The organism is Micropruina sonneratiae (assembly GCF_025972045.1).
In the GTDB taxonomy this organism is placed as follows: domain Bacteria; phylum Actinomycetota; class Actinomycetes; order Propionibacteriales; family Propionibacteriaceae; genus Micropruina; species Micropruina sonneratiae.
The window spans coordinates 543,385-561,665 of record NZ_JAPDHX010000002.1; the positions used below are offsets into that span (position 1 = coordinate 543,385).

Below are 18,281 nucleotides of genomic sequence, written 5' to 3' on the forward strand. Positions count from 1 at the left end.
CACTCGTTCGACCGGCCCCGCCGATGCTGAGGCGAGCGGCCTCTCCCCCGTGGTGACGACTGCACCGTTGTCAGGATCGAGCGCGACGAGACCACGTCTCGATCGCCGCTCAGCCCTCGCGCAGGTTGACCAGCACCTCGTCCAGGTCGTCGGGCTTGACCAGCACCTCGCGCGGCTTGGAGCCCTCGGAGGGACCGACGATGCCGCGGGTCTCGAGGATGTCCATCAGGCGCCCGGCCTTGGCGAAGCCGACCCGCAGCTTGCGCTGCAGCATCGAGGTCGACCCGAGTTGCAGGTTCACCACCAGGGTGGCCGCCTCGAGCACCAGTTCGAGGTCGTCGCCGATGTCCTCGGCGACCTTGGCCGACGACTCGGCCGGCGCGGCGACGTCGTCGCGGTACTGCGGCTGGAGCTGCTCGGTGACGTGCTTGACCACCTGCCGGATCTCGGCCTCGGTGACCCAGGCCCCCTGCACCCGGATCGCCTTGGACGCCCCCATCGGCAGGAACAGCCCGTCGCCCTGTCCGACCAGCTTCTCGGCGCCGGGCGAGTCGAGGATGACCCGCGAGTCGGTCATCGACGACGTCGCGAACGCCAGCCGTGAGGGCACGTTGGCCTTGATCAGGCCGGTGACCACGTCGGTCGAGGGTCGCTGGGTGGCCAGCACCAGGTGGATGCCGGCAGCCCGGGCCAGCTGGGTGATCCGGACGATCGAGTCCTCCACGTCGCGCGGGGCCACCATCATCAGGTCGGCCAGCTCGTCGACCACGACCAGCAGGTACGGGTACGGGGCCAGCACCCGTTCCGAGCCCGGCGGCAGCTTCACCGCGCCGGCCCGGACGGCCTTGTTGAAGTCGTCCACGTGCCGGAAGCCGAAGGCGGCCAGGTCGTCGTAGCGGGTGTCCATCTCGCGGCACACCCACTGCAGCGCCTCGGCGGCCTTCTTCGGACTGGTGATGATCGGGGTGACCAGGTGCGGGATGCCTTCGTAGTGGGTGAGCTCGACCCGCTTGGGGTCGACCAGCAGCAGCTGCACCTCGTCGGGGGTGGCCCGCATCATCACCGAGGTGATCAGCGAGTTGATGAAGCTGGACTTGCCCGAGCCGGTGGCGCCCGCGACCAGCAGGTGCGGCATCTTGGCCATGTTGGCGACCACGTAGCCGCCCTCGACGTCCTTGCCGAGACCGACCGTCATCGGGTGGTGGTCGTTGCGCGCGACGGGGCTGCGCAGCACATCGCCCAGCGACACGATCTCCTTGTCGGCGTTCGGGATCTCGATGCCGATCGCTGACTTGCCGGGGATCGGCGACAGGATGCGCACGTCGGCCGAGGCGACTGCGTAGGCGATGTTCTTGCCGAGTGCGGTGACCTTCTCGACCTTGACGCCGGGGCCGAGCTCGACCTCGTAGCGGGTCACCGTCGGACCGCGCATGTACCCGGTGACGGTGGCGTCGATGTCGAACTGGCGCAGCACCTCGGTCAGCCGGCCCACGACCGCATCGGACGCCTGGGTTCGCGCCTTGGGCACCGAGCCGGCCTTGAGCACCTGCGGCTGGGGCAGCACGTAGGCCACGTCGCCGGCCAACGGGGGCTGCTCGGCGACACCGCTGACGTGGCTGTGTTCGGGGGCGAGCAGGCTCGCCGCGGCGTCCGGATGAGCGAGGGGGGCATCGGCTTCCACCTCCGGCACGGCGGCGGGAGCCTTCCCGGCGGTCACCGGGCTCGCTTCTTCCTCGAGCTCGTCGTCGGCCCAGTGGTCGATCTCGGCCGGCTCGATGTCGCCGACGATCGGGGTGTCGTAGGCCTCGTCGACGCCGAACTTCAGCTCGGGACCCGCTGCGGGCTTCTCGGGCCGGGCCGGCAGCTTCGCCTTGAACTCGGCGAAACGGGTGGCGAGCTCGTGCAGCGGCATGCCGATGATGACCAGGACGCCGAAGAACAGCAGCAGCACCAGCAGCGGCACCGCCACCCAGACGCTGACCAGGTCGGCCACGAAGGTGGAGGCGATGAAGCCAAGCGCTCCCCCGGCCTCGCGGACGGCGTCGGCGTCCGGGAAGCGGGGCATGCCCTTGGAGATGTGGATCAGGCCGAGCAGGCCGAGCAGCGCCGAACTCCAGCCGACCACCTGCCGTCCCGCCGGTCCGTTGTGCTCGGGGTGCCGCAGCGTGCGCCAGGCCATCGCCAGGCCGAACAGCGGCAGGGCCACGCTGAGCGAACCGAACACGGTGGTGACGCCGATGTGGATCCAGCGACCGAAGGTGCCGGGGATGCCGAACCAGAACTCGGCGGCGATCACGATGGCGAGACCGATCAGGGCAAGTCCGGCCCCGTCGCGGCGCAGTGCCGGGTCGAGGTCGCGGGCACCGTTGCCGACGCCGCGGACCAGATAGCCGACGCCACGCGCCAGGGCGTTCCAGGTCGCAGCGATGCCGCGGCCCAGTGCGGGGAGCAGCCCGGGCGAGGACTTGCCGGCGCCCTTGCTGCGGGCGCGCGAGGACGAGCGGGCTGGTGGTTTCTTGCTTCCGGACGACCGCGGTGCGGAACTGCGCGTGGCGCTGTTACGTGACCGCGACGGGGAAGACGCGCGGGTCGCCATGCCCGTCACCCTAGGACATGGCTGTGACTTGGCACAGCGCCCACGCCGTCGGGCCCGGCCGGTGCTCCGCCGGGAGCGCGACCTCGGGGGTCGGCCTACGATGCTGGGGTGCGCAGCACCGTGCCGTTCGTGGTGAGCGCCGACCATCGCGCCAGCGAGGCCGGCGCCGCGGTGCTGCGGGGCGGTGGCAACGCGGTGGATGCCGCGATCGCCGCCAACGCGGTGCTGGCGGTGACCGCCCCGCACCTGTGCGGACTGGGCGGTGACCTGCTCGCCCTGGTGTACGCCGACGACGAGGAGGACTGCCTGATCGCGGCCGGCCGGGCCGGCGCCCGCTCGTCGGCGTCCGAACTGCGAGCGGCCGGGCACCGGTCGATGCCGCTGTTCGGAGATCCCCGTTCGGTGACGATGCCCGGCTGCGTCGACGGCCTGCTGGCGCTGCACGAACAGTTCGGCAGCCGCGACCTGGACGAGGTGTTCGCGCCGGCGATCATGCTGGCCGAGTGCGGCTTCCGCGCCGAGGCGCCGCTGGCCGAGTCGGTGGGCCGGCTCGGCCCGGCGGCCCGCGAGCAGCTCAGCGAACTGGCCGGCCAGGCGACCGGTCCGGGCGCGCGGGTGCGGCGTTTGGGTGTGGCTCGGGCTCTGCGAGCGATTGCGGCGACGGGGCGCGACGGCTTCTACGGCGGCGAGTTCGGCGCCGGACTGCTCGAGTTGCCCGGTGGCACCTTCGCTGCCCCCGACCTGGCCGTGAACTCGGCCGGCTGGGGGGAACCGTTGCGGGCGTCCGCGTGGGGCGTCGAGCTGTGGGTGGCGCCGCCGCCGTCGCAGGGCTACCTGCTGCCGGCGTCCGCAATGCTGGCGGCGTCGGTCGACCTGCCGGATCCGGACGACCCCGGCTGGGCGCACCTGCTGATCGAGTGCGCTGCGGCCGCCGCCCACGACCGGCCCGCCGTGCTGTCCGACCACGCCGACGGCGCCGCGCTGATCGCCTCAGCCGCCGGGCGGCGCTCACTGGTCGATCCCGACCGCGCCGGACGCCGTGGGCCGGGTGGCGCCGGAGACACCACCTACCTGTGCGTGACCGATGGCGCCGGCATGGGGGTGTCGCTGATCCAGTCGAACGCGTCGGGGTTCGGCTCGCAGCTGGTCGAGCCCAACACGGGCATCAACCTGCACAACCGGGGACTGGGCTTCTCGCTGCAGCCCGGGCATCCGGCCGAGCTGGCCCCCGGACGCCGTCCGCCGCACACCCTCGTCCCGGCGCTGGCCACCGACGAGGCCGGGCTGCGGGCCGTCTTCGGCACCATGGGCGGCGACGCGCAGCCGCAGATCCTGCTGCAGCTCGCGGCCCGGCTGTTCCACCATGCCGAACCTCCCGCCGCCGCGGTGGCCGCGCCGCGCTGGGCGTTGCGCAGCGACTCCGGCTTCGACACCTGGACCTCGAGCGAGGTGTCGGTCGCCGTCGAGGCGGACGCCCCGGCGGGGTGGTTCAACGGGCTCGCCGAGGGCGGTCACCGGCTGGCCGCCCTGCCACCGCTGAGTTCCGCGGTCGGGCACGCGCACGCGATCGCCCGGCTGGCCGACGGCACCTGGGCGGCCGGCGCGGACCCACGCACGGTGATCGGGTCGGTCGCCGAGCCCGGCTGAGCGTCAGGACTGTGTGAGTTCGGACATCGAGTTCAATGTCCAGGCTCACAGTGTCTTTCGGCGGGCCGGCGGCCGGGACGCTCAGAAGTGCCGCCAGCCGGCGCTGTCGCCCTCCCACTCGGCCCCGTCGACGGTGACCTGCGGGTCACCGGCCGAGACCGAGCCGATCACCCGCCAGCCGTCGGGCACGGCGTCCGCGGAGAAGGTGGCCAGCAGCGCGTGATCGTCGCCGCCGGTGAGGATGAAGGTCAGCGGGTCTCCCCCGCCGACCGCCGCGGCCACCACGCTCTGCGGTTCGGCGACGTCGAGCCGGGAGGTGTCCACGTCGATCGCCACGCCGGACGCCTCGGCGAGGTGGCCGAGGTCGGCCAGCAGCCCGTCGGAGCAGTCGATCATCGCGGAGGCCCCGGCCTGCTGCGCCACCTGGCCCTGGCCGTAGGGCGGCTCGGGCACCCGGTGCGCCACTACCACGGCCCGCGGCGACCGGAAGCCCCGGTTCAGCACCGTCAGGCCCGCGGCGGCCCAGCCCAGGCGTCCGCACACGGCAACCACGTCGCCGGGCCGGGCCCCCGAGCGGGTGACCGGCGGCCGGCCCTGCAGGTCGCCGAGGACGGTGGCGGTCGCGATGATGTCGCGTCCGCGGGTCAGGTCGCCGCCGAGCAGCAGCACGCCGGCATTGGCGCACTCCTCGCGGACGCCGGCGGCGAACTCCTGCACCCAGGCCAGCTCCAGCTCGGCGGGAACGGTCAACGCGAGAACCACGCCGATGCCGCGCGCACCCATCGCCTCGAGATCGGCGACCGCGGCGGCGACGGCCTTGCGCCCGACGTCAGCGGGACCTGACCAGGCCCGGCGGAAGTGCACGTTCTCGACCATGGTGTCGGTGGAGACGGCGACGTCGCCGTCGGCGCCGAACACCGCGCAGTCGTCGCCCGGGCCGACACGGAGCGCCGGACCGGTCGGCAGACCGGCCGTGATGGCCCCGATCAGTTCGAACTCCGTGGTGTCACCGACCGTGCGTCCCGCCATGAAAGTTGAGCTTAGGGGCTACCCGGTGGAAGCATCCCAGGGTGTCCCCCATCAGCCGCAACCGGGCGCTCGGCGCCGCGGTGGCCGCGTACCTGCTCTGGGGCTTCCTGCCGCCCTTCCTGGCCACGCTGAAACCAGCCGGCCCGCTGGAGATCCTGGCCCATCGCGTCGTGTGGTCGTTCGCGCTGGTGCTGCTGGCGTTGCTGCTGCTGCGCAGCCGGTGGGACTGGCTGCGCACCCGGGTGTTCACGCGGCGGACGATCCTGCCGCTGATGGCGGCCGCGGTGCTGGTGGGCACCAACTGGCTGGTCTACATCTGGGCGGTCGCCAACGGCCATGTCGTCGAGGCGTCCCTGGGCTACTTCATCAACCCGTTGGTGAACGTGCTGCTCGGCGTCCTGCTGTTCCGCGAACAGCTGAGTGTGGGCAGCCGGGTCGGCGGCGGCATCGCCCTGCTCGGGGTGGTCGTGATCTCGGCCGGCAGCTGGCAGGGATTGTGGGTGTCGCTGGCGCTGGCGTTCAGTTTCGGACTGTACGGGGTGGTGAAGAAGCGCTCCACGCTGACCGCGCTGCAGGGCTTGCTGATCGAGTCGGCCCTGCTCACGCCGCTGGCGCTGCCCTACCTGCTGTGGCTGGGTTCGGACGGCCAGTTCGGGTCGGCCTGGGCGATCAGCGTCCTGCTGGTGGCGGCCGGTGCGGTCACCGCGCTGCCGCTGTGGTTCTTCGCCGTCGCCGCGCCCCGGCTGGAGTTCGGGGTGCTCGGCGTGCTGCAGTACGTGGCACCCACCATCCAGTTCCTGCTGGGCATCACCGTCTTCGGTGAGCACGTCAGCGGCGTGTACTGGGCGGGCCTGATCTGCGTCTGGATCGGCTCGATCGTCTACCTGACCCTGACCATCCGCGACCGCGAGGAACCCGAGACGCTCGAACCGACGTGATAGGCCGGCCTCGCTCCGGCGGCCCGGCCGGCGAGACGGCAGAGCCATACGGTCACAGCCAGCCGTTGTCCCTGGCCAGCCGAGCCGCCTCGACCTTGTTGCGGGTGCCGGTCTTGCCGATCGCGGCCGACAAGTAGTTGCGCACGGTCGAGGCGGACAGGTGCAGCCGGGACGCGATGTCGGCGATCGTGGAGCCGTCTTCGGCGGCGGCCAGGACGTCCCGCTCCCGCTCGCTGAGCGGGCTGGACGCCTCACGAAGCGCATGCCGGGCCAGTTCCGGATCGACCACCGTGCCGCCGGCGACCACCCGCCGGATGGCCTCGACCAGCGACTCGACGGGGCCGTCCTTGGCCAGGAAGCCGCTGGCTCCGGCGGCCATCGCGCGCTGCACGTACCCGGCCCGGGCGAACGTGGTGAGGATCAGCACCCTGCACCCGGGCAGTGCGCGGGCCAGCTCGGCGGCGGCGTCCAGGCCGCTGCGCCCCGGCAGTTCGATGTCGAGCAGCGCCACGTCGGGCCGGGTACGCAGCGCCTCGGACACGACCGCGCCGCCGTCCCCGACCTGCGCGACCACGCGCAGGTCGTCCTCGAGGTCGAGCAACTGGGCGAGCGCGCCGCGCAGCATGGCCTGGTCCTCGGCCAGCAGGACGCCGATCGGTTCACTGGTCATCGGGCACCTCCGCGATCAGGGTGAAGCCGGACGCCCCGGGGAGCACCTGCAGCGAACCTCCCGCGGCGGTGAGCCGCCGTCGCAGCCCGGCCAGGCCGCCACTGTCGTCGGCGCGGGGACCGAGATGCCCGACCCCGTCGTCCGCGATCGTCAGCCGCAGCCCGCCGGCGCCGCGGGTGAGGTCGATCCGGCAGGTCGAGGCCGCCGAATGCCGCAGCACGTTGGTGACCCCTTCGCGCAGCGCCCACGCTAGCGGCTCACCACCCGCGGGGTCGTCCCCGGCCGCGGCCGAGACCGTGACCTCGATGCCCGCCGCCCGCAGGGCCTCCCGGGCGGCCTGCAGGCCGGTGCGCAGGTCGGGCGGAGCGGCGTTGTGCACCACCTCACGCACCCGGGTCAGCGCCGTGCGGCCCACCGTCTCGATGTCGGCGGCGTGCTGCGCCGCGGCGTCCGGATCGGTGCCGATCAACCGCCGCACCGCCGCCGCCTTCACCACCAGCACCGAAAGGGTGTGACCGAGGGCGTCGTGCAGGTCGCGGGCGACCCGGTCGCGCTCGCGCGCCACGGCGGCCGCCGCGAGCTGTTCGCGGGTGCGGCGCAACTCGCGGTTGGCGACCAGCAGCCGGTTCAGCACCGCCGCGGTGGTTCCGCTCAGGCCCACCACGAAGACCCTGGTCAGGGCCTGTTCGAGGCTCGGATCCCAGCGGTACTGCAGCCAGGCGGCCAGGGCGGCGGTGAGCGGTACCGCCGGCCAGACCGCCAGCTTCGGCAGCGCGACCCCGGCCATCATCGCGATCATCAGCCACGCCGGCGCCCAGCCGTCCCACAGCAGTGAACCGACGGTGGCGGCGAGCGCGGCCGCCAGCCACGCCACCACGCTGATCGCCGTCGGTGCCGGCCAGCTGGCCAGGACACCCGTGACCGCCGCGGCCCCCACCATCGCGACGAGCATGACGCCGCCGGCGCCGAACCCACCTGTTCGAAGGCTGACCAGGGGTGAGGCGAGCAGCACCGGCACCCAGATCAGCACCGAGGCGTTGCGCGGCAGCGCCGGGTTGGCACGCATGGCTTCACGCTAACCGACGGGTCGACCTGCCGGTCACCAGCGGGCGCGCCAGCCGATCGCGATCACCACGGCCGCGACGACGCCGTGCAGGGTGACCAGCGTCCACAGCGCGGCCGGGTTGGTGGCCGCCAGGGGTCCGGTCATCGAGCCGATCAGCACCAGGACGGCCAGCGCCGTCCAGATTCCGCGGGCTCGTCGGGTGATCCGGCGCAGCAGCCGCAGCGCCAGCAGGCCGACCAGGCCGGCGACACAGGCGGTGACGGCGACCGCGACCCAGCCCACGCTCGTGACCGCGCCGCCGAGCTGCACCGTGAGGTCGACGCCGCCGACGACGATCAGCAGCAGCCAGGTGACCAGCGCGCAGATCGGTGCGGCCACCGCGGCGACCAGTTCGGGATACCGTGCGAGCCGCCGTGGCAGCGAGGTGGCGGAAGGGCTTTCAAGGGTGGTGCTCATGATTCCTCCGGGGCTTTAGGGCCGGACTCTCCGACGTGTTTCACGCTAGGCGGGCGCGATGAGTGGCCCGTAGGGGAATGCGTCCACACCTGGGTGGGACTTTTGTCACACCCGGTGGGGCTGGCACGGTGCGGGCAGGCCGGTTGCGCGGCGTCCAGGTCCGGCCGATCACCTATTCGATGCGGAACGCCGCACCCTCGACGATCAGCGCCTGCCCGTCCCGCAACGCCCAGTACGGCTGCCCGGACGCCTCGTAGGCGTCGGCGACCAGTCGCAGCAGATCCGTCTCGGGATGCCCGGGAGAGTCCAGGTGCGGCACCACCGGCCGGTCGAGGACGGCGAGCCCGTCGAACCGGACGCCGCCGTAGGCGGCCTCGCACCGCTCGACCGGGTCGCACAGTTCGAGACCGTGCAGCGACGGCGCCAGCACGCACGGACCGGCGCTGAAGCCGGCGTACACGAAGGCGTCGGAGGCCAGTCCGGCGACGACCAGGGCGTCCAGGCCGGCGCGGGCCATCGCCATCCGCAGGGTGAACACGTTGCCGCCCCGCACCCACAGGAAGCCGGGCTCGCCGAACGCCGCGGCCAGGGACGCCGGCGTGTGCTCGCGCAGGTCGAGGACGTCGGCGTCGAGCCCCAGGGCCGCCAGCCGACCGAGCTGGACCCCGGTGTCGGCTCGCCGCCGCGCCTCGTCGCCGCCGTCCAGCGCGTTCATCACCAGCCAGCCGGAGCGCCGGCGACCGGTCAGCCGGACGAACTCCTCAGGGTGGTCGCCCAGCTGGTAGGAGGACAGGTACAGCCGCACGGCTCAGGCCCTCCGGCCCCAGGTGCGGACAACAGCCACGGCCGTGGCCGACCACCGGCCGGCCGGCGCCGCCGGTCGAACCCCGAGCATCGCTCAGCGCAGGCCGAGCGGGCGCTCGAGCGCCTGCTCGATCAGATCGGTGATCAGGGTGGTGTAGTCGATGCCGGTGGCCGCCCACAGCGCGGGGAACATCGAGATATGAGTGAAGCCGGGCATCGTGTTGATCTCGTTGACCAGCACCCGCCGGTCGGCGGTCAGGAACAGGTCGACCCGCGCCAGGCCCTCGGCGTCCATCGCCTCGAAGGTGCGGGCGGCGACGTCGGCGGCGCGGCGGCGCAACTCGTCGTCCATCTCGGTGGGCACCTTGAGCACGGCGTCGTCGTCGGAGACGTACTTGGCCTCGAAGTCGTAGAAGGTGTCGGGGTCGCGCAGCACGATCTCGCCGGGCAGCGACACCCGTGGGGCGCCGCCGCGTCCGCCGAGCACCGCGAACTCGACCTCACGGGCACCCAGCACGCCCTCCTCGACCACCAGCTTCGGGTCGAACGTGTGCGCCAGCGCGACGGCGTCGTCGAGGTCGTCGAGGCTGTCGATCCGGGTGATCCCGACGCTGGAGCCGCCCCGGGCAGGCTTGACGAACAGCGGCAGCCCGAGCGTCACGATCCGCGCCAGGGACGCCTCGCGCTCCTGTTCCCACTGCCGGGCGGTGATCGTCGCGAACCGGCAGCCGGGCAGGCCGGCCGAGCTCAGCGTCCGCTTCATCAGGTCCTTGTCCATGCCGTTCGCGCTGGCCGCCACGCCCGAGCCGACGTAGCGGATGCCGAGCATCTCGAACATGCCCTGAATGGTGCCGTCCTCGCCGAACGGCCCGTGCAGCAGCGTGAACGCCACGTCGAAGTCGCGGACGTCGACCAGCCGGTCCCCCTCGAGGCTGGCGATGCGGCCACCGCCGTCGGTGCCGGGCAGCAGCACCGCGGTGCTGCGGGACTCGCCCAGCCGGGGCAGCGTCTCGCCCTGCTTGCGCAGCGCACGGACCTCGTCGGCGTCGATCTGCACCCAGCGGCCCGACGGGGTGATGCCGATGCCGACCACCTCGAAACGGTCGGCATCGATGGCCCGCCCGACGCCGCCCGCGGTGAGGCAGGAGACGTCATGCTCTGGGCTGGTGCCACCGAAGACGATGCCCACCCGGGTGCGCTGCGGCATTGCTTCCTCCTGATTCGGCGGTGCAAGCCACCCTAGTGGGAGACGTTGGTCCACGAGGCTCAACGTCGGGCCCCGGCGCACGGGTTCCCGCCGTTGCGGCGGTCCCGCCGCCCGCGCTCAGACTGCCTCGCCCGCCCAGTCGCGCGGGATGCGCCTGCCGGCGCGCAGGTCGTAGCGCTCGGTGGGCGGGGTCTCGCCGCGCAGGTCGCCGACGAGGGCCGTGATGGCGTCCATGATCCGCAGGCTGCCCTCGGCGGCGGCGGTGGGCGACTCGCTGGCCTCACGCAGGTCGTCGAGCTCGACGGGGTCGCCGACCAGCACCTGCATCGTGGCGCGCGGGAACAACTTCGGCAGCCGTACCCGCCGCCCCGGCATCACCTGCTGCGCGCCCCACTGCCCGATCGGGATCACCGGGACGCCGGTCCGCAGCGCCAGCCGGGCGGCTCCGGGGCGTCCGGTCATCGGCCAGCCGTCGGGATCACCGGTGATCGTCCCCTCCGGGTAGATCACCACGCACTCGCCGCGTTCCAGGGCGGACGCCGCGGCGTCCAGTGACTCGCGAGCGCGGGTAGTGCGGCGCTCCACCGGGATCTGTCCCAGCTCGCGGGCCAGCGTCCCGAGGATCGGGATCTGCCACAGTTCGCTCTTGGTCAGCGTCCGCGGCCAGCGGCCGTGCCAGACCAGGAAATGCCCCAGCGCCACCGGGTCGAAGTTCGAGATGTGGTTGGCGACCACGATCACTCCGCCGGATCGCGGCACCTTGTCACCACCGCGCCAGTCCTGCCGGGTCACCCAGCGCAGCAACGGTCCGGCCACGCGGGCCAACCGGCGGAAGGCGGGCTCGACGGGGGCACGGTTCACCGTCGACAGCGACAGTGCGGCGCGGGACATCTGACTCCTCAGGGGGCGGGGTCGCCTCAGATTACTGGCCGCCCCCACAGCCCCACAGCGGCACGGCTCCGGCCGTGTCCAAACTGCAACAAACCCGGGCGTTGGGCCCGGAAAAGTTGAGGGTGACTAGGCGATCCGGCCCGTTTCAGCCTGCCGTGCGGGCGGGCTGGGTGCGCGGCAGCCAGGACTGCCGACGAGCCTCGAAGGCACTGATCTCGGCCTCGTGCTGCAGGGTCAGGCCGATGTCGTCCAGACCCTCCAGCAGCCGGTGCCGGGTGTAGTCGTCGATGTCGAAGGCGAAGACGTCCGAACCCGCCGTGATCGTCTTGTCGACGAGCGAGACGGTGAGCTCGGCACCCGGGACGGCCTCGGCGAAGGCCCACAGCAGCTCGACGACGTCCTGGTCGACGGTGGCGATCAGCAGGCCGGCCTTGCCGGAGTTCGAACGGAAGATGTCGCCGAAGCGCGAGCCGATGACGACCTTGAAGCCGTAGTTCTGCAGGGCCCAGACGGCGTGCTCGCGTGAGGAGCCGGTGCCGAAGTCGGGCCCGGCGACCAGCACCGAGCCGGCCGTGTACGCCTCGTTGTTGAGCACGAACTCGGGGTCGTTGCGCCACGCGGCGAACAGGCCGTCCTCGAAGCCGGTGCGGGTGACCCGCTTCAGGTAGACGGCCGGGATGATCTGGTCGGTGTCCACGTTGCTGCGCCGCAGCGGGACGGCCACCCCGGTGTGGGTGTCGAACTTGTCCATGTGCGCTGCTCCTCAGACGTTGACGGGGGCGGCCAGGTCGGCCGGCGACGACAGGGTGCCTCGGATGGCGGTCGCGGCGGCGACCGGCGGCGAGACGAGGTGGGTACGGCCGCCCTTGCCCTGGCGTCCCTCGAAATTGCGGTTCGAGGTGGACGCCGAACGCTCGCCGGGCGCGAGCTGGTCGGGGTTCATGCCCAGGCACATCGAGCAGCCGGCTTCGCGCCATTCGGCCCCGGCGTCCTTGAACACCTGGTCGAGGCCCTCCTCCATGGCCTGGATGCGCACTCGGGCCGAACCCGGCACCACCAGCATCCGGACGCCGTCGGCGACCCGCCGGCCCTTGATCACCGAGGCGGCCAGTCGCAGGTCCTCGATGCGGCCGTTGGTGCAGGACCCCAGGAAGACGGTGTCGACCCGGATGTCGCGCATGGGCGTCCCGGCCTCGAGCGCCATGTACTCCAGGGCGCGCTCGGCGGCGGCCTTCTCGACCGGGTCGGTGAACTGGCCCGGGGTGGGCACGACGCCGCCGAGCGGGACGCCCTGGCCCGGGTTGGTGCCCCAGGTGACGAACGGCGTCAGCTCGTCGGCGTTGAGGTCGACCTCGACGTCGAAGACCGCGTCGTCGTCGGTGTAGAGCGTGCGCCAGTACTCGACGGCGGCGTCCCAGTCGGCGCCCTCGGGGGCGTGCGGGCGGCCCTTCAGGTAGGCGAACGTGGTGTCGTCGGGTGCGACCATGCCCGCCTTGGCGCCCCACTCGATGGACATGTTGCAGATCGTCATACGACCTTCCATGCTCATCTCGCGCATCACGTTGCCGCGGTACTCGACCACGTAGCCCTGACCGCCGCCGGTGCCGACCTTCGCGATCAGCGCCAGGACGACGTCCTTCGGGGTGACGCCCTCGCCCAGGGTGCCGTTGATGTTGACCGCCATCCGCTTCGGACGGGGCTGCGGCAGGGTCTGGGTGGCCAGTACGTGTTCGACCTCGGAGGTGCCGATGCCGAACGCCAGCGCGCCGAACGCGCCGTGGGTGGCGGTGTGGCTGTCGCCGCAGACGACGGTCAGCCCCGGTTGGGTCAGGCCCAGCTGGGGGCCGATGATGTGCACGATGCCCTGGTCCTTGTCGCCCAGCGAATGCCGGCGGACGCCGAACTCGTCGGTGTTGCGGCGCAGGGTGTCGACCTGCAGCCGCGAGACCGGGTCGGCGATCGGGGCCAGAATGTTCAGCGTCGGGGTGTTGTGGTCCTCGGTGGCCATCGTCAGGTCGGTCCGGCGGACGCTGCGGCCGGCCATCCGGAGCCCGTCGAAGGCCTGCGGCGAGGTGACCTCGTGCACCAGGTGCAGGTCGATGTAGAGCAGGTCCGGCTCGCCCGGGGCGCTGTGGACGACGTGATCGTCCCATACCTTGTCGCTCAGGGTTCTGCCCATGACTGCCTCCTCCGGCTCTGTGGCGCCGTTGCACCGGCCTCTCGCCACAATACGCGTCCGGAAACTTGCATATCAGGATTCGAGACGGCAGTATCAGACTATGGACAACTCAAGTGGTGTCGGAGTGCTGGACAAGGCGGCCCTGGTGCTGACCGCTCTGGAGCAGGGTCCGACCACCCTGGCGGGCCTGGTCACGGCCACCGGTCTGGCCCGCCCCACCGCGCACCGTCTCGCCGTCGCTCTCGAACATCATCGTCTGGTCAGCCGCGACCTGCAAGGACGGTTCGTGCTGGGCCCCCGGCTCACCGAGTTGGCCTCGGCCGCCGGCGAGGACCGGTTGCTGGCCACCGCCGGCCCGGTGCTGGCCAGGCTGCGCGACATCACCGGCGAGTCGGCCCAGCTGTTCCGGCGGCAGGGCGACATGCGGGTCTGTGCCGCCGCGGCCGAACGACCCGCCGGGCTGCGCGACACCGTGCCGGTCGGCTCGCAGCTGACCATGTCGGCCGGCTCGGCGGCCCAGGTGCTGCTCGCCTGGGAGGACCCCGAACGCATCCAGCGCGGCCTGTTGTCGTCGTCGTTCTCCGCGGTGGCCCTGGCGACCGTGCGCCGCCGCGGCTGGGCCCAGTCCGTCGGTGAGCGCGAGAACGGCGTGGCCTCGGTGTCCGCGCCGGTGCGCTCCCCCTCGGGCAAGGTGATCGCCGCGGTGAGCGTGTCCGGCCCGATCGAGCGACTCTCCCGCCAGCCCGGACGCCTGCACGCCCCGGCTGTGATGGCCGCGGCCGAGCGGCTCAGCGAGGTGCTGCGCCGCAGCGGCGCCGAGGGCTGACGGGACTGCTACTGCTCCTGGGCAAGGCGCTCGAGCAGCGGACGGGTTCTCGCCGGCAGCAGTTCGGTCAGCGAGATCGCACTGTCGCTGCGCTGGACGCCGGGCACGTTGGTGATCCGGTTCGTCAGCCTGTACAGGTGCGCGGTGTCCCGCGCCACCACCCGCAGCAGTAGGTCCGCGTCCCCCGAGGTGGCGTGCACCTCGATCACCTCCGGGAGTTCGGCCAGCCCCGCCACCGCCTGCACCTGGCTGGACTGGCTGATCCGCAGCGACACGAAGGCGACCAGCGGGTACCCGAGCGCGGCGGGGTCGACTCGCTGCCCGAACCCGCGCAGCACGGAGGTCGCGAGCCGCTTGAGCCTGGCCTGCACCGTATTGCGGGCCACGCCCAGCCTCCGCGCCACTCCCAGCGTGGTGGCGTCCGGATCGTCGTCGAGGGCGAGCAGAATGCGGGCGTCGAGAGGGTCGATGGCCATGGCTCGCATTGTATTGGTCACGATGCTGTATGAATAACGATGATGCTGCGCAGATTGCTCAGCTAGTTCATTGCTTGTTGCGCAGCGTGTCACCCACCGGCGACCATCGAGGTCCACCGGAGCGACCACGAAGGAGCAGCCGATGACTCTCGCCCCGCCCCGCCCGGCCACCGAGGCCGGCGCCCTTCGGCACCGTCCGATCGAGGACGCCCTGGCCCTGCTGATCGGCACCTTCGTGGTGTCCCTCGGCATGCATCTGCTGCACGCGGCGCACGCCGTCACCGGCGGCACGGCCGGGCTCGCGCTGTTGCTGACCTATGCGACCGGTGCCCCCCTCGGCGTGCTGTACCTGGTGATCACGCTGCCGTTCCTGATCATCGCCTACCGGATGAAGGGCTGGCGGTTCACGGTGCGGACGCTGCTCGCCATCACCCTGGTCTCGGTGTTCACCAGCGTCCACCCGGTTCTGCTGGTGGACGGTCCGCTGACCGGCGGGTACGGGGTCCTGGCCGGCAACCTGCTGGCCGGCCTCGGCATGCTGGTGATCTTCCGGCACGGCGGCAGCCTGGGCGGCTTCAACACGATCGCCCTGATCGCGCAGGAGCGCCTCGGCGTGAAGGCTGGGTTGGTCCAGTCCGGGCTCGACTGCGTGGTCATCCTGGTCTCGTTGAGCGTGGTCCCGCCGCTGACCGTTGCGCTGTCGGCCGCGGGGGCGATGCTGCTCGGACTGGTGCTCGGGCTCAACCACCGGCCCGATCGCTACCTCGGGCGCTGAGCGGTACGCCGCCGTCCGACCCCCCGGGCCGCCACCCCCGAACCCGGACAGCGAAAGGCCCCCGCCGCGGCGGGGGCCTTCGGGCGTCCGGTGATCAGGCGGTCGCCTTGGTGGAGTAGATGTGCACCTTGGCGCCGATGGGGGTCTTCTTGAAGATCCACTGCGCGTCGGAGAGCTTGCGGATGTTCACGCAGCCGTGGCTGGACGAGGCGTAGCCGGAACTGTTGAAGCCCGGCGAATAGTGCACGTACATGTCCGGGTAGAACATCGTGCTGTACGGCATGGCGCCGCTGCCGTAGTTCTCCGAGTACGGGTTCACCTGCTTGTCGTAGACCTTCCAGGTGCCGTTCGCGGTCGGGAAGTTGCGCCAGATGTACGTCTTGGCGTGCTGCGCGTAGCCGCCGAGCCGCACCTTGAAGGTCTTGATGATCTCGCCGTTGCGCAGCCAGTACAGCTTGCGGTGCGCCTGGTCGACGCACAGCACGACGCCCTTGGTGAAACAGGTCTTGGGCAGCTCCTTCGAGACCGTCGGCGCCTTGGACGCCAGCGCCAGCCAGGTGGACTTGCCGGCGAAGCCGTCGGCGTCCAGACCGCGCGAACGCTGGTAGTTCAGCACCGCGTTGACCCCGGCGACGCTCAGGTAGCTGGACACCGACCACGGGTAGAAGCCGGCCTTCTTCAGCTCCTTCTGGAGCAGCGTCGTGCAGGCGCCGGACGAGCCGGGCCGCACGGTGGTCGACTTGCAGGACTTGAACTTCTTGCGCACCGAGTCGCTCAACAGCGTCCACGGGTTGGGCTCGGCGGTCTTGGTGGCGCTCGGCTGGGGCGTCGCCGAGGCGGTGCCGGTGGCCGAGCCCGTGGCGGTGGCGGACGCGGTGGCCGTGGCGACCGGGGCCGCGGTGGTGGGACTGTTCACCCCCGCGGCGGCCGGGGAGACGGCACAGCCGGCCGTCATGGCCAACAGGGCTGCTGCTACTCCACCCGCTGCGACCAGCTTGCGACGTCCCCGAACGGGGGCGGCATCAGCGGCGGAGGGGGTGGAAAGGGTGATGGTGGGGTTACGCACCGCGGTCCTTCCAGGTACTTGACGCCCTCATCGTAACTTCGCCGGGCCCGATTCCCCGAACCGGCGCTCAGGCGGCACTCGAGATTCCGCTGTGACTACGGCTGCGGCAGGTGACGGTACCGGTAGCGATGATGGTCGTGGTAGCCGAGTCGGCGGTAGAGCGCCACGGCCGCACTGTTGTGGGCGAACACCTGCAGGGCCGCCATCGTCGCCCCCTGCTCGGCGCCACGCAGGGCCAGGGCGGCGGTGATGAGCGTGCCGAGTCCGCGCCGGCGATGGGCCGGCAGCACCTCGATCGCGGTCAGCACCACGACGTCGCCGGCGACCGCGGCCCGGCCGATGCCGAGCAGCTCATCCCCGGCGCGCACGCTCAGGTAGGACGCCGGCGCCGCCTCGATCACCCGCCGGGCCGCCTCGGGCAGGGTGGCTCCGCGATGGTGGTAGAGGCCCAGCCAGTCCGCGCCGGGCGCCTGCGTCCAGGCGGGCACCACCGGGTCGGGCCAGACGGGCGGAGCCGATCGGGTGTCCCGCACCATGACCGCGGTCCAGGGCTCGGCCGCCCAGCCGCGCTCGTCGCACAGCTCGTGGACCCCGGCCGCGGCGTCCTGCTGGGGCCCGGTCGGCAGGCTCGAGGGCACCTGCAGCCGTGGCGCCAGGCCGCGGGCGACATACCAGCCCTGGACCGCGGTCAGTGCGTCGCCCAGCGGCAGTCCGGGGTCGCCGATCGGCAGCGCCGAGTTGGCCCGGCTGGTGAAGCCGCCCGCGGCGCGCAACTCCCACTCCCCCAGCCGGTCCTGCTCGAGGCCCGGCCAGGTGCGGGCGCACAGCCGCTGCAGGGTGGCGATGTCCATGACCCCTACGATGCCGCCCCCGGCCGTCGCGGGGCCGGCGTCCACGCTGGGTGCCGGCCTTTACCAGGACGCCGTGGTGATCCCGGGCAACTCACCGGCGTGCGCGAGCTCACGGAACCGGATCCTCGACACCCCGGCGACCCGCAGGAATCCCCGCGGCCGCCCGTCGACGGCGTCCCTGTTGCGCAGCCGGGTCGGCGAGGCGTCGCGGGGCAGCCCGGACAGGGCGCGCTGCGCCGCCATCCGCTCGTCGAGCGACTCGGCCGTCCGGGCCAACCGCTTCAGCTCCGCACGCCGCCGGGCGTAGCGCTGCACCACGGCGGCTCGCCGCCGCTGGGCGACGATCTTCGACGTCGTGGCCATCAGCGGGTCTCCTTGAACTCGACGTGCCGGCGCACGACCGGGTCGTAGCGCCGCAGCACCAGTCGCTCGAGGTCGTTGCGGCGGTTCTTGCGGGTGACGTAGGTGTATCCGGTGCCGGCGCTGGAGCGCAGCTTCACGATCGGGCGCAGGTCGCGGTTCCCCTTCGCCATTACAACCGCACCCCCTGCGCCAGCAGGTCGGCCACGACGGCCTCGATCCCGCGCCGGTCGACGACCTTGATGCCGCGCGCGCTGAGCCGCAGGCGCACGGTGCGCCCCAGGCTGGGCACCCAGTAGCCGCGGTTCTGCACGTTGACGTCGAAGCGCCGCCGCGTCCGGCGATGCGAATGGGGCACGTTGTTGCCGAAGCCGGGACGGGCCCCGGTCACCTGGCAGGTGCGAGCCATGTCGCTCCTCTCGTGAACTGTGTTGGTAGTGGTAA

Annotated in this window: 20 protein-coding genes; 4 read left to right on the forward strand and 16 right to left on the reverse strand. The window is 72.2% G+C overall.

The features are described 5' to 3' along the window. Positions 1-109: 109 nt before the first annotated feature. The gene (locus OIE40_RS07675; protein WP_264701596.1) at positions 110-2,596 is read right to left on the reverse strand and encodes a DNA translocase FtsK; all 2,487 of its coding nucleotides are present in this window, start codon (positions 2,594-2,596) and stop codon (positions 110-112) included. A 108-nt stretch (positions 2,597-2,704) separates the two neighbouring features. Between OIE40_RS07675 and OIE40_RS07680 the strand changes: the two genes are divergently transcribed. Then, complete coding sequence (locus OIE40_RS07680; protein ID WP_264701597.1) at positions 2,705-4,243, forward strand: gamma-glutamyltransferase; 1,539 nt, start codon at positions 2,705-2,707, stop codon at positions 4,241-4,243. Positions 4,244-4,324: 81 nt separating this feature from the next. Here OIE40_RS07680 and OIE40_RS07685 read toward each other — a convergent pair whose 3' ends face one another. Further along, a complete protein-coding gene (locus tag OIE40_RS07685) occupies positions 4,325-5,272 on the reverse strand; it encodes a thiamine-phosphate kinase (RefSeq protein WP_264701599.1) in 948 nt (315 codons plus the stop codon). Between the two features lie 41 nt (positions 5,273-5,313). Here OIE40_RS07685 and rarD point away from each other — a divergent pair, with 41 nt between their 5' ends. Further along, positions 5,314-6,210, forward strand: a complete 897-nt coding sequence (gene rarD, locus OIE40_RS07690; protein ID WP_264701601.1) for an EamA family transporter RarD — start codon at positions 5,314-5,316, stop codon at positions 6,208-6,210. A 52-nt stretch (positions 6,211-6,262) separates the two neighbouring features. Here rarD and OIE40_RS07695 read toward each other — a convergent pair whose 3' ends face one another. From OIE40_RS07695 to leuC, 8 genes are all read right to left on the reverse strand, one after another. Continuing rightward, on the reverse strand, positions 6,263-6,880 hold the full coding sequence (locus OIE40_RS07695; protein WP_264701602.1) for a response regulator transcription factor: 618 nt from the start codon (positions 6,878-6,880) through the stop codon (positions 6,263-6,265). Beyond that, positions 6,870-7,946, reverse strand: a complete 1,077-nt coding sequence (locus OIE40_RS07700; protein ID WP_264701604.1) for a sensor histidine kinase — start codon at positions 7,944-7,946, stop codon at positions 6,870-6,872. The genes OIE40_RS07695 and OIE40_RS07700 overlap by 11 nt, the downstream gene beginning before the upstream one ends. Before the next feature lie 33 nt (positions 7,947-7,979). Further along, complete coding sequence (locus OIE40_RS07705; protein ID WP_264701606.1) at positions 7,980-8,402, reverse strand: DUF6069 family protein; 423 nt, start codon at positions 8,400-8,402, stop codon at positions 7,980-7,982. Between the two features lie 172 nt (positions 8,403-8,574). Beyond that, on the reverse strand, positions 8,575-9,207 hold the full coding sequence (locus OIE40_RS07710; RefSeq protein WP_264701608.1) for a peptidase E: 633 nt from the start codon (positions 9,205-9,207) through the stop codon (positions 8,575-8,577). A 93-nt stretch (positions 9,208-9,300) separates the two neighbouring features. Further along, positions 9,301-10,413 carry a D-alanine--D-alanine ligase family protein gene (locus OIE40_RS07715; protein ID WP_264701610.1) on the reverse strand — a complete coding sequence of 371 codons (1,113 nt, stop codon included), beginning with the start codon at positions 10,411-10,413 and terminating at the stop codon, positions 9,301-9,303. 117 nt (positions 10,414-10,530) lie between these two features. Beyond that, a complete protein-coding gene (locus OIE40_RS07720; RefSeq protein ID WP_413774482.1) occupies positions 10,531-11,289 on the reverse strand; it encodes a lysophospholipid acyltransferase family protein in 759 nt (252 codons plus the stop codon). 160 nt (positions 11,290-11,449) lie between these two features. Further along, positions 11,450-12,055: a 3-isopropylmalate dehydratase small subunit gene (gene leuD / locus OIE40_RS07725; RefSeq protein ID WP_264701614.1), complete on the reverse strand. Its 606-nt coding sequence runs from the start codon at positions 12,053-12,055 to the stop codon at positions 11,450-11,452. A gap of 12 nt (positions 12,056-12,067) precedes the next feature. Next, entirely contained in the window at positions 12,068-13,483 is a 1,416-nt protein-coding gene (gene leuC / locus OIE40_RS07730; RefSeq protein ID WP_264701616.1) for a 3-isopropylmalate dehydratase large subunit, read from the reverse strand. Positions 13,484-13,583: 100 nt separating this feature from the next. On the opposite strand from leuC, the gene OIE40_RS07735 reads away from it, so the two are divergent. Next, positions 13,584-14,309, forward strand: coding sequence for an IclR family transcriptional regulator (locus OIE40_RS07735; RefSeq protein ID WP_264701618.1), 726 nt, complete (start codon positions 13,584-13,586; stop codon positions 14,307-14,309). 8 nt (positions 14,310-14,317) lie between these two features. Here the strand turns inward: OIE40_RS07735 and OIE40_RS07740 are convergent, their stop codons facing one another. Next, positions 14,318-14,785: an Lrp/AsnC family transcriptional regulator gene (locus tag OIE40_RS07740; protein WP_264701619.1), complete on the reverse strand. Its 468-nt coding sequence runs from the start codon at positions 14,783-14,785 to the stop codon at positions 14,318-14,320. A gap of 142 nt (positions 14,786-14,927) precedes the next feature. Between OIE40_RS07740 and OIE40_RS07745 the strand changes: the two genes are divergently transcribed. Next, complete coding sequence (locus tag OIE40_RS07745; RefSeq protein ID WP_264701620.1) at positions 14,928-15,560, forward strand: YitT family protein; 633 nt, start codon at positions 14,928-14,930, stop codon at positions 15,558-15,560. 94 nt (positions 15,561-15,654) lie between these two features. Here the strand turns inward: OIE40_RS07745 and OIE40_RS07750 are convergent, their stop codons facing one another. The 5 genes from OIE40_RS07750 to rpmB all read right to left on the reverse strand — a co-directional run bounded on the left by OIE40_RS07750 (position 15,655) and on the right by rpmB (position 18,246). After that, on the reverse strand, positions 15,655-16,626 hold the full coding sequence (locus OIE40_RS07750; protein WP_264701621.1) for a L,D-transpeptidase family protein: 972 nt from the start codon (positions 16,624-16,626) through the stop codon (positions 15,655-15,657). A gap of 95 nt (positions 16,627-16,721) precedes the next feature. Beyond that, positions 16,722-17,477 carry a GNAT family N-acetyltransferase gene (locus tag OIE40_RS07755; protein WP_264701622.1) on the reverse strand — a complete coding sequence of 252 codons (756 nt, stop codon included), beginning with the start codon at positions 17,475-17,477 and terminating at the stop codon, positions 16,722-16,724. A 60-nt stretch (positions 17,478-17,537) separates the two neighbouring features. Beyond that, positions 17,538-17,840 (reverse strand): 30S ribosomal protein S14, encoded by a 303-nt coding sequence (gene rpsN / locus OIE40_RS07760; RefSeq protein WP_264701623.1) that lies wholly within the window; start codon positions 17,838-17,840, stop codon positions 17,538-17,540. Then, positions 17,840-18,010 (reverse strand): 50S ribosomal protein L33, encoded by a 171-nt coding sequence (gene rpmG, locus OIE40_RS07765; RefSeq protein ID WP_264701624.1) that lies wholly within the window; start codon positions 18,008-18,010, stop codon positions 17,840-17,842. The genes rpsN and rpmG overlap by 1 nt, the downstream gene beginning before the upstream one ends. After that, complete coding sequence (rpmB, locus tag OIE40_RS07770) at positions 18,010-18,246, reverse strand: 50S ribosomal protein L28 (protein ID WP_264701625.1); 237 nt, start codon at positions 18,244-18,246, stop codon at positions 18,010-18,012. Before rpmB ends, rpmG begins: the two co-directional genes overlap by 1 nt. Between the last annotated feature and the right edge of the window lie 35 nt (positions 18,247-18,281).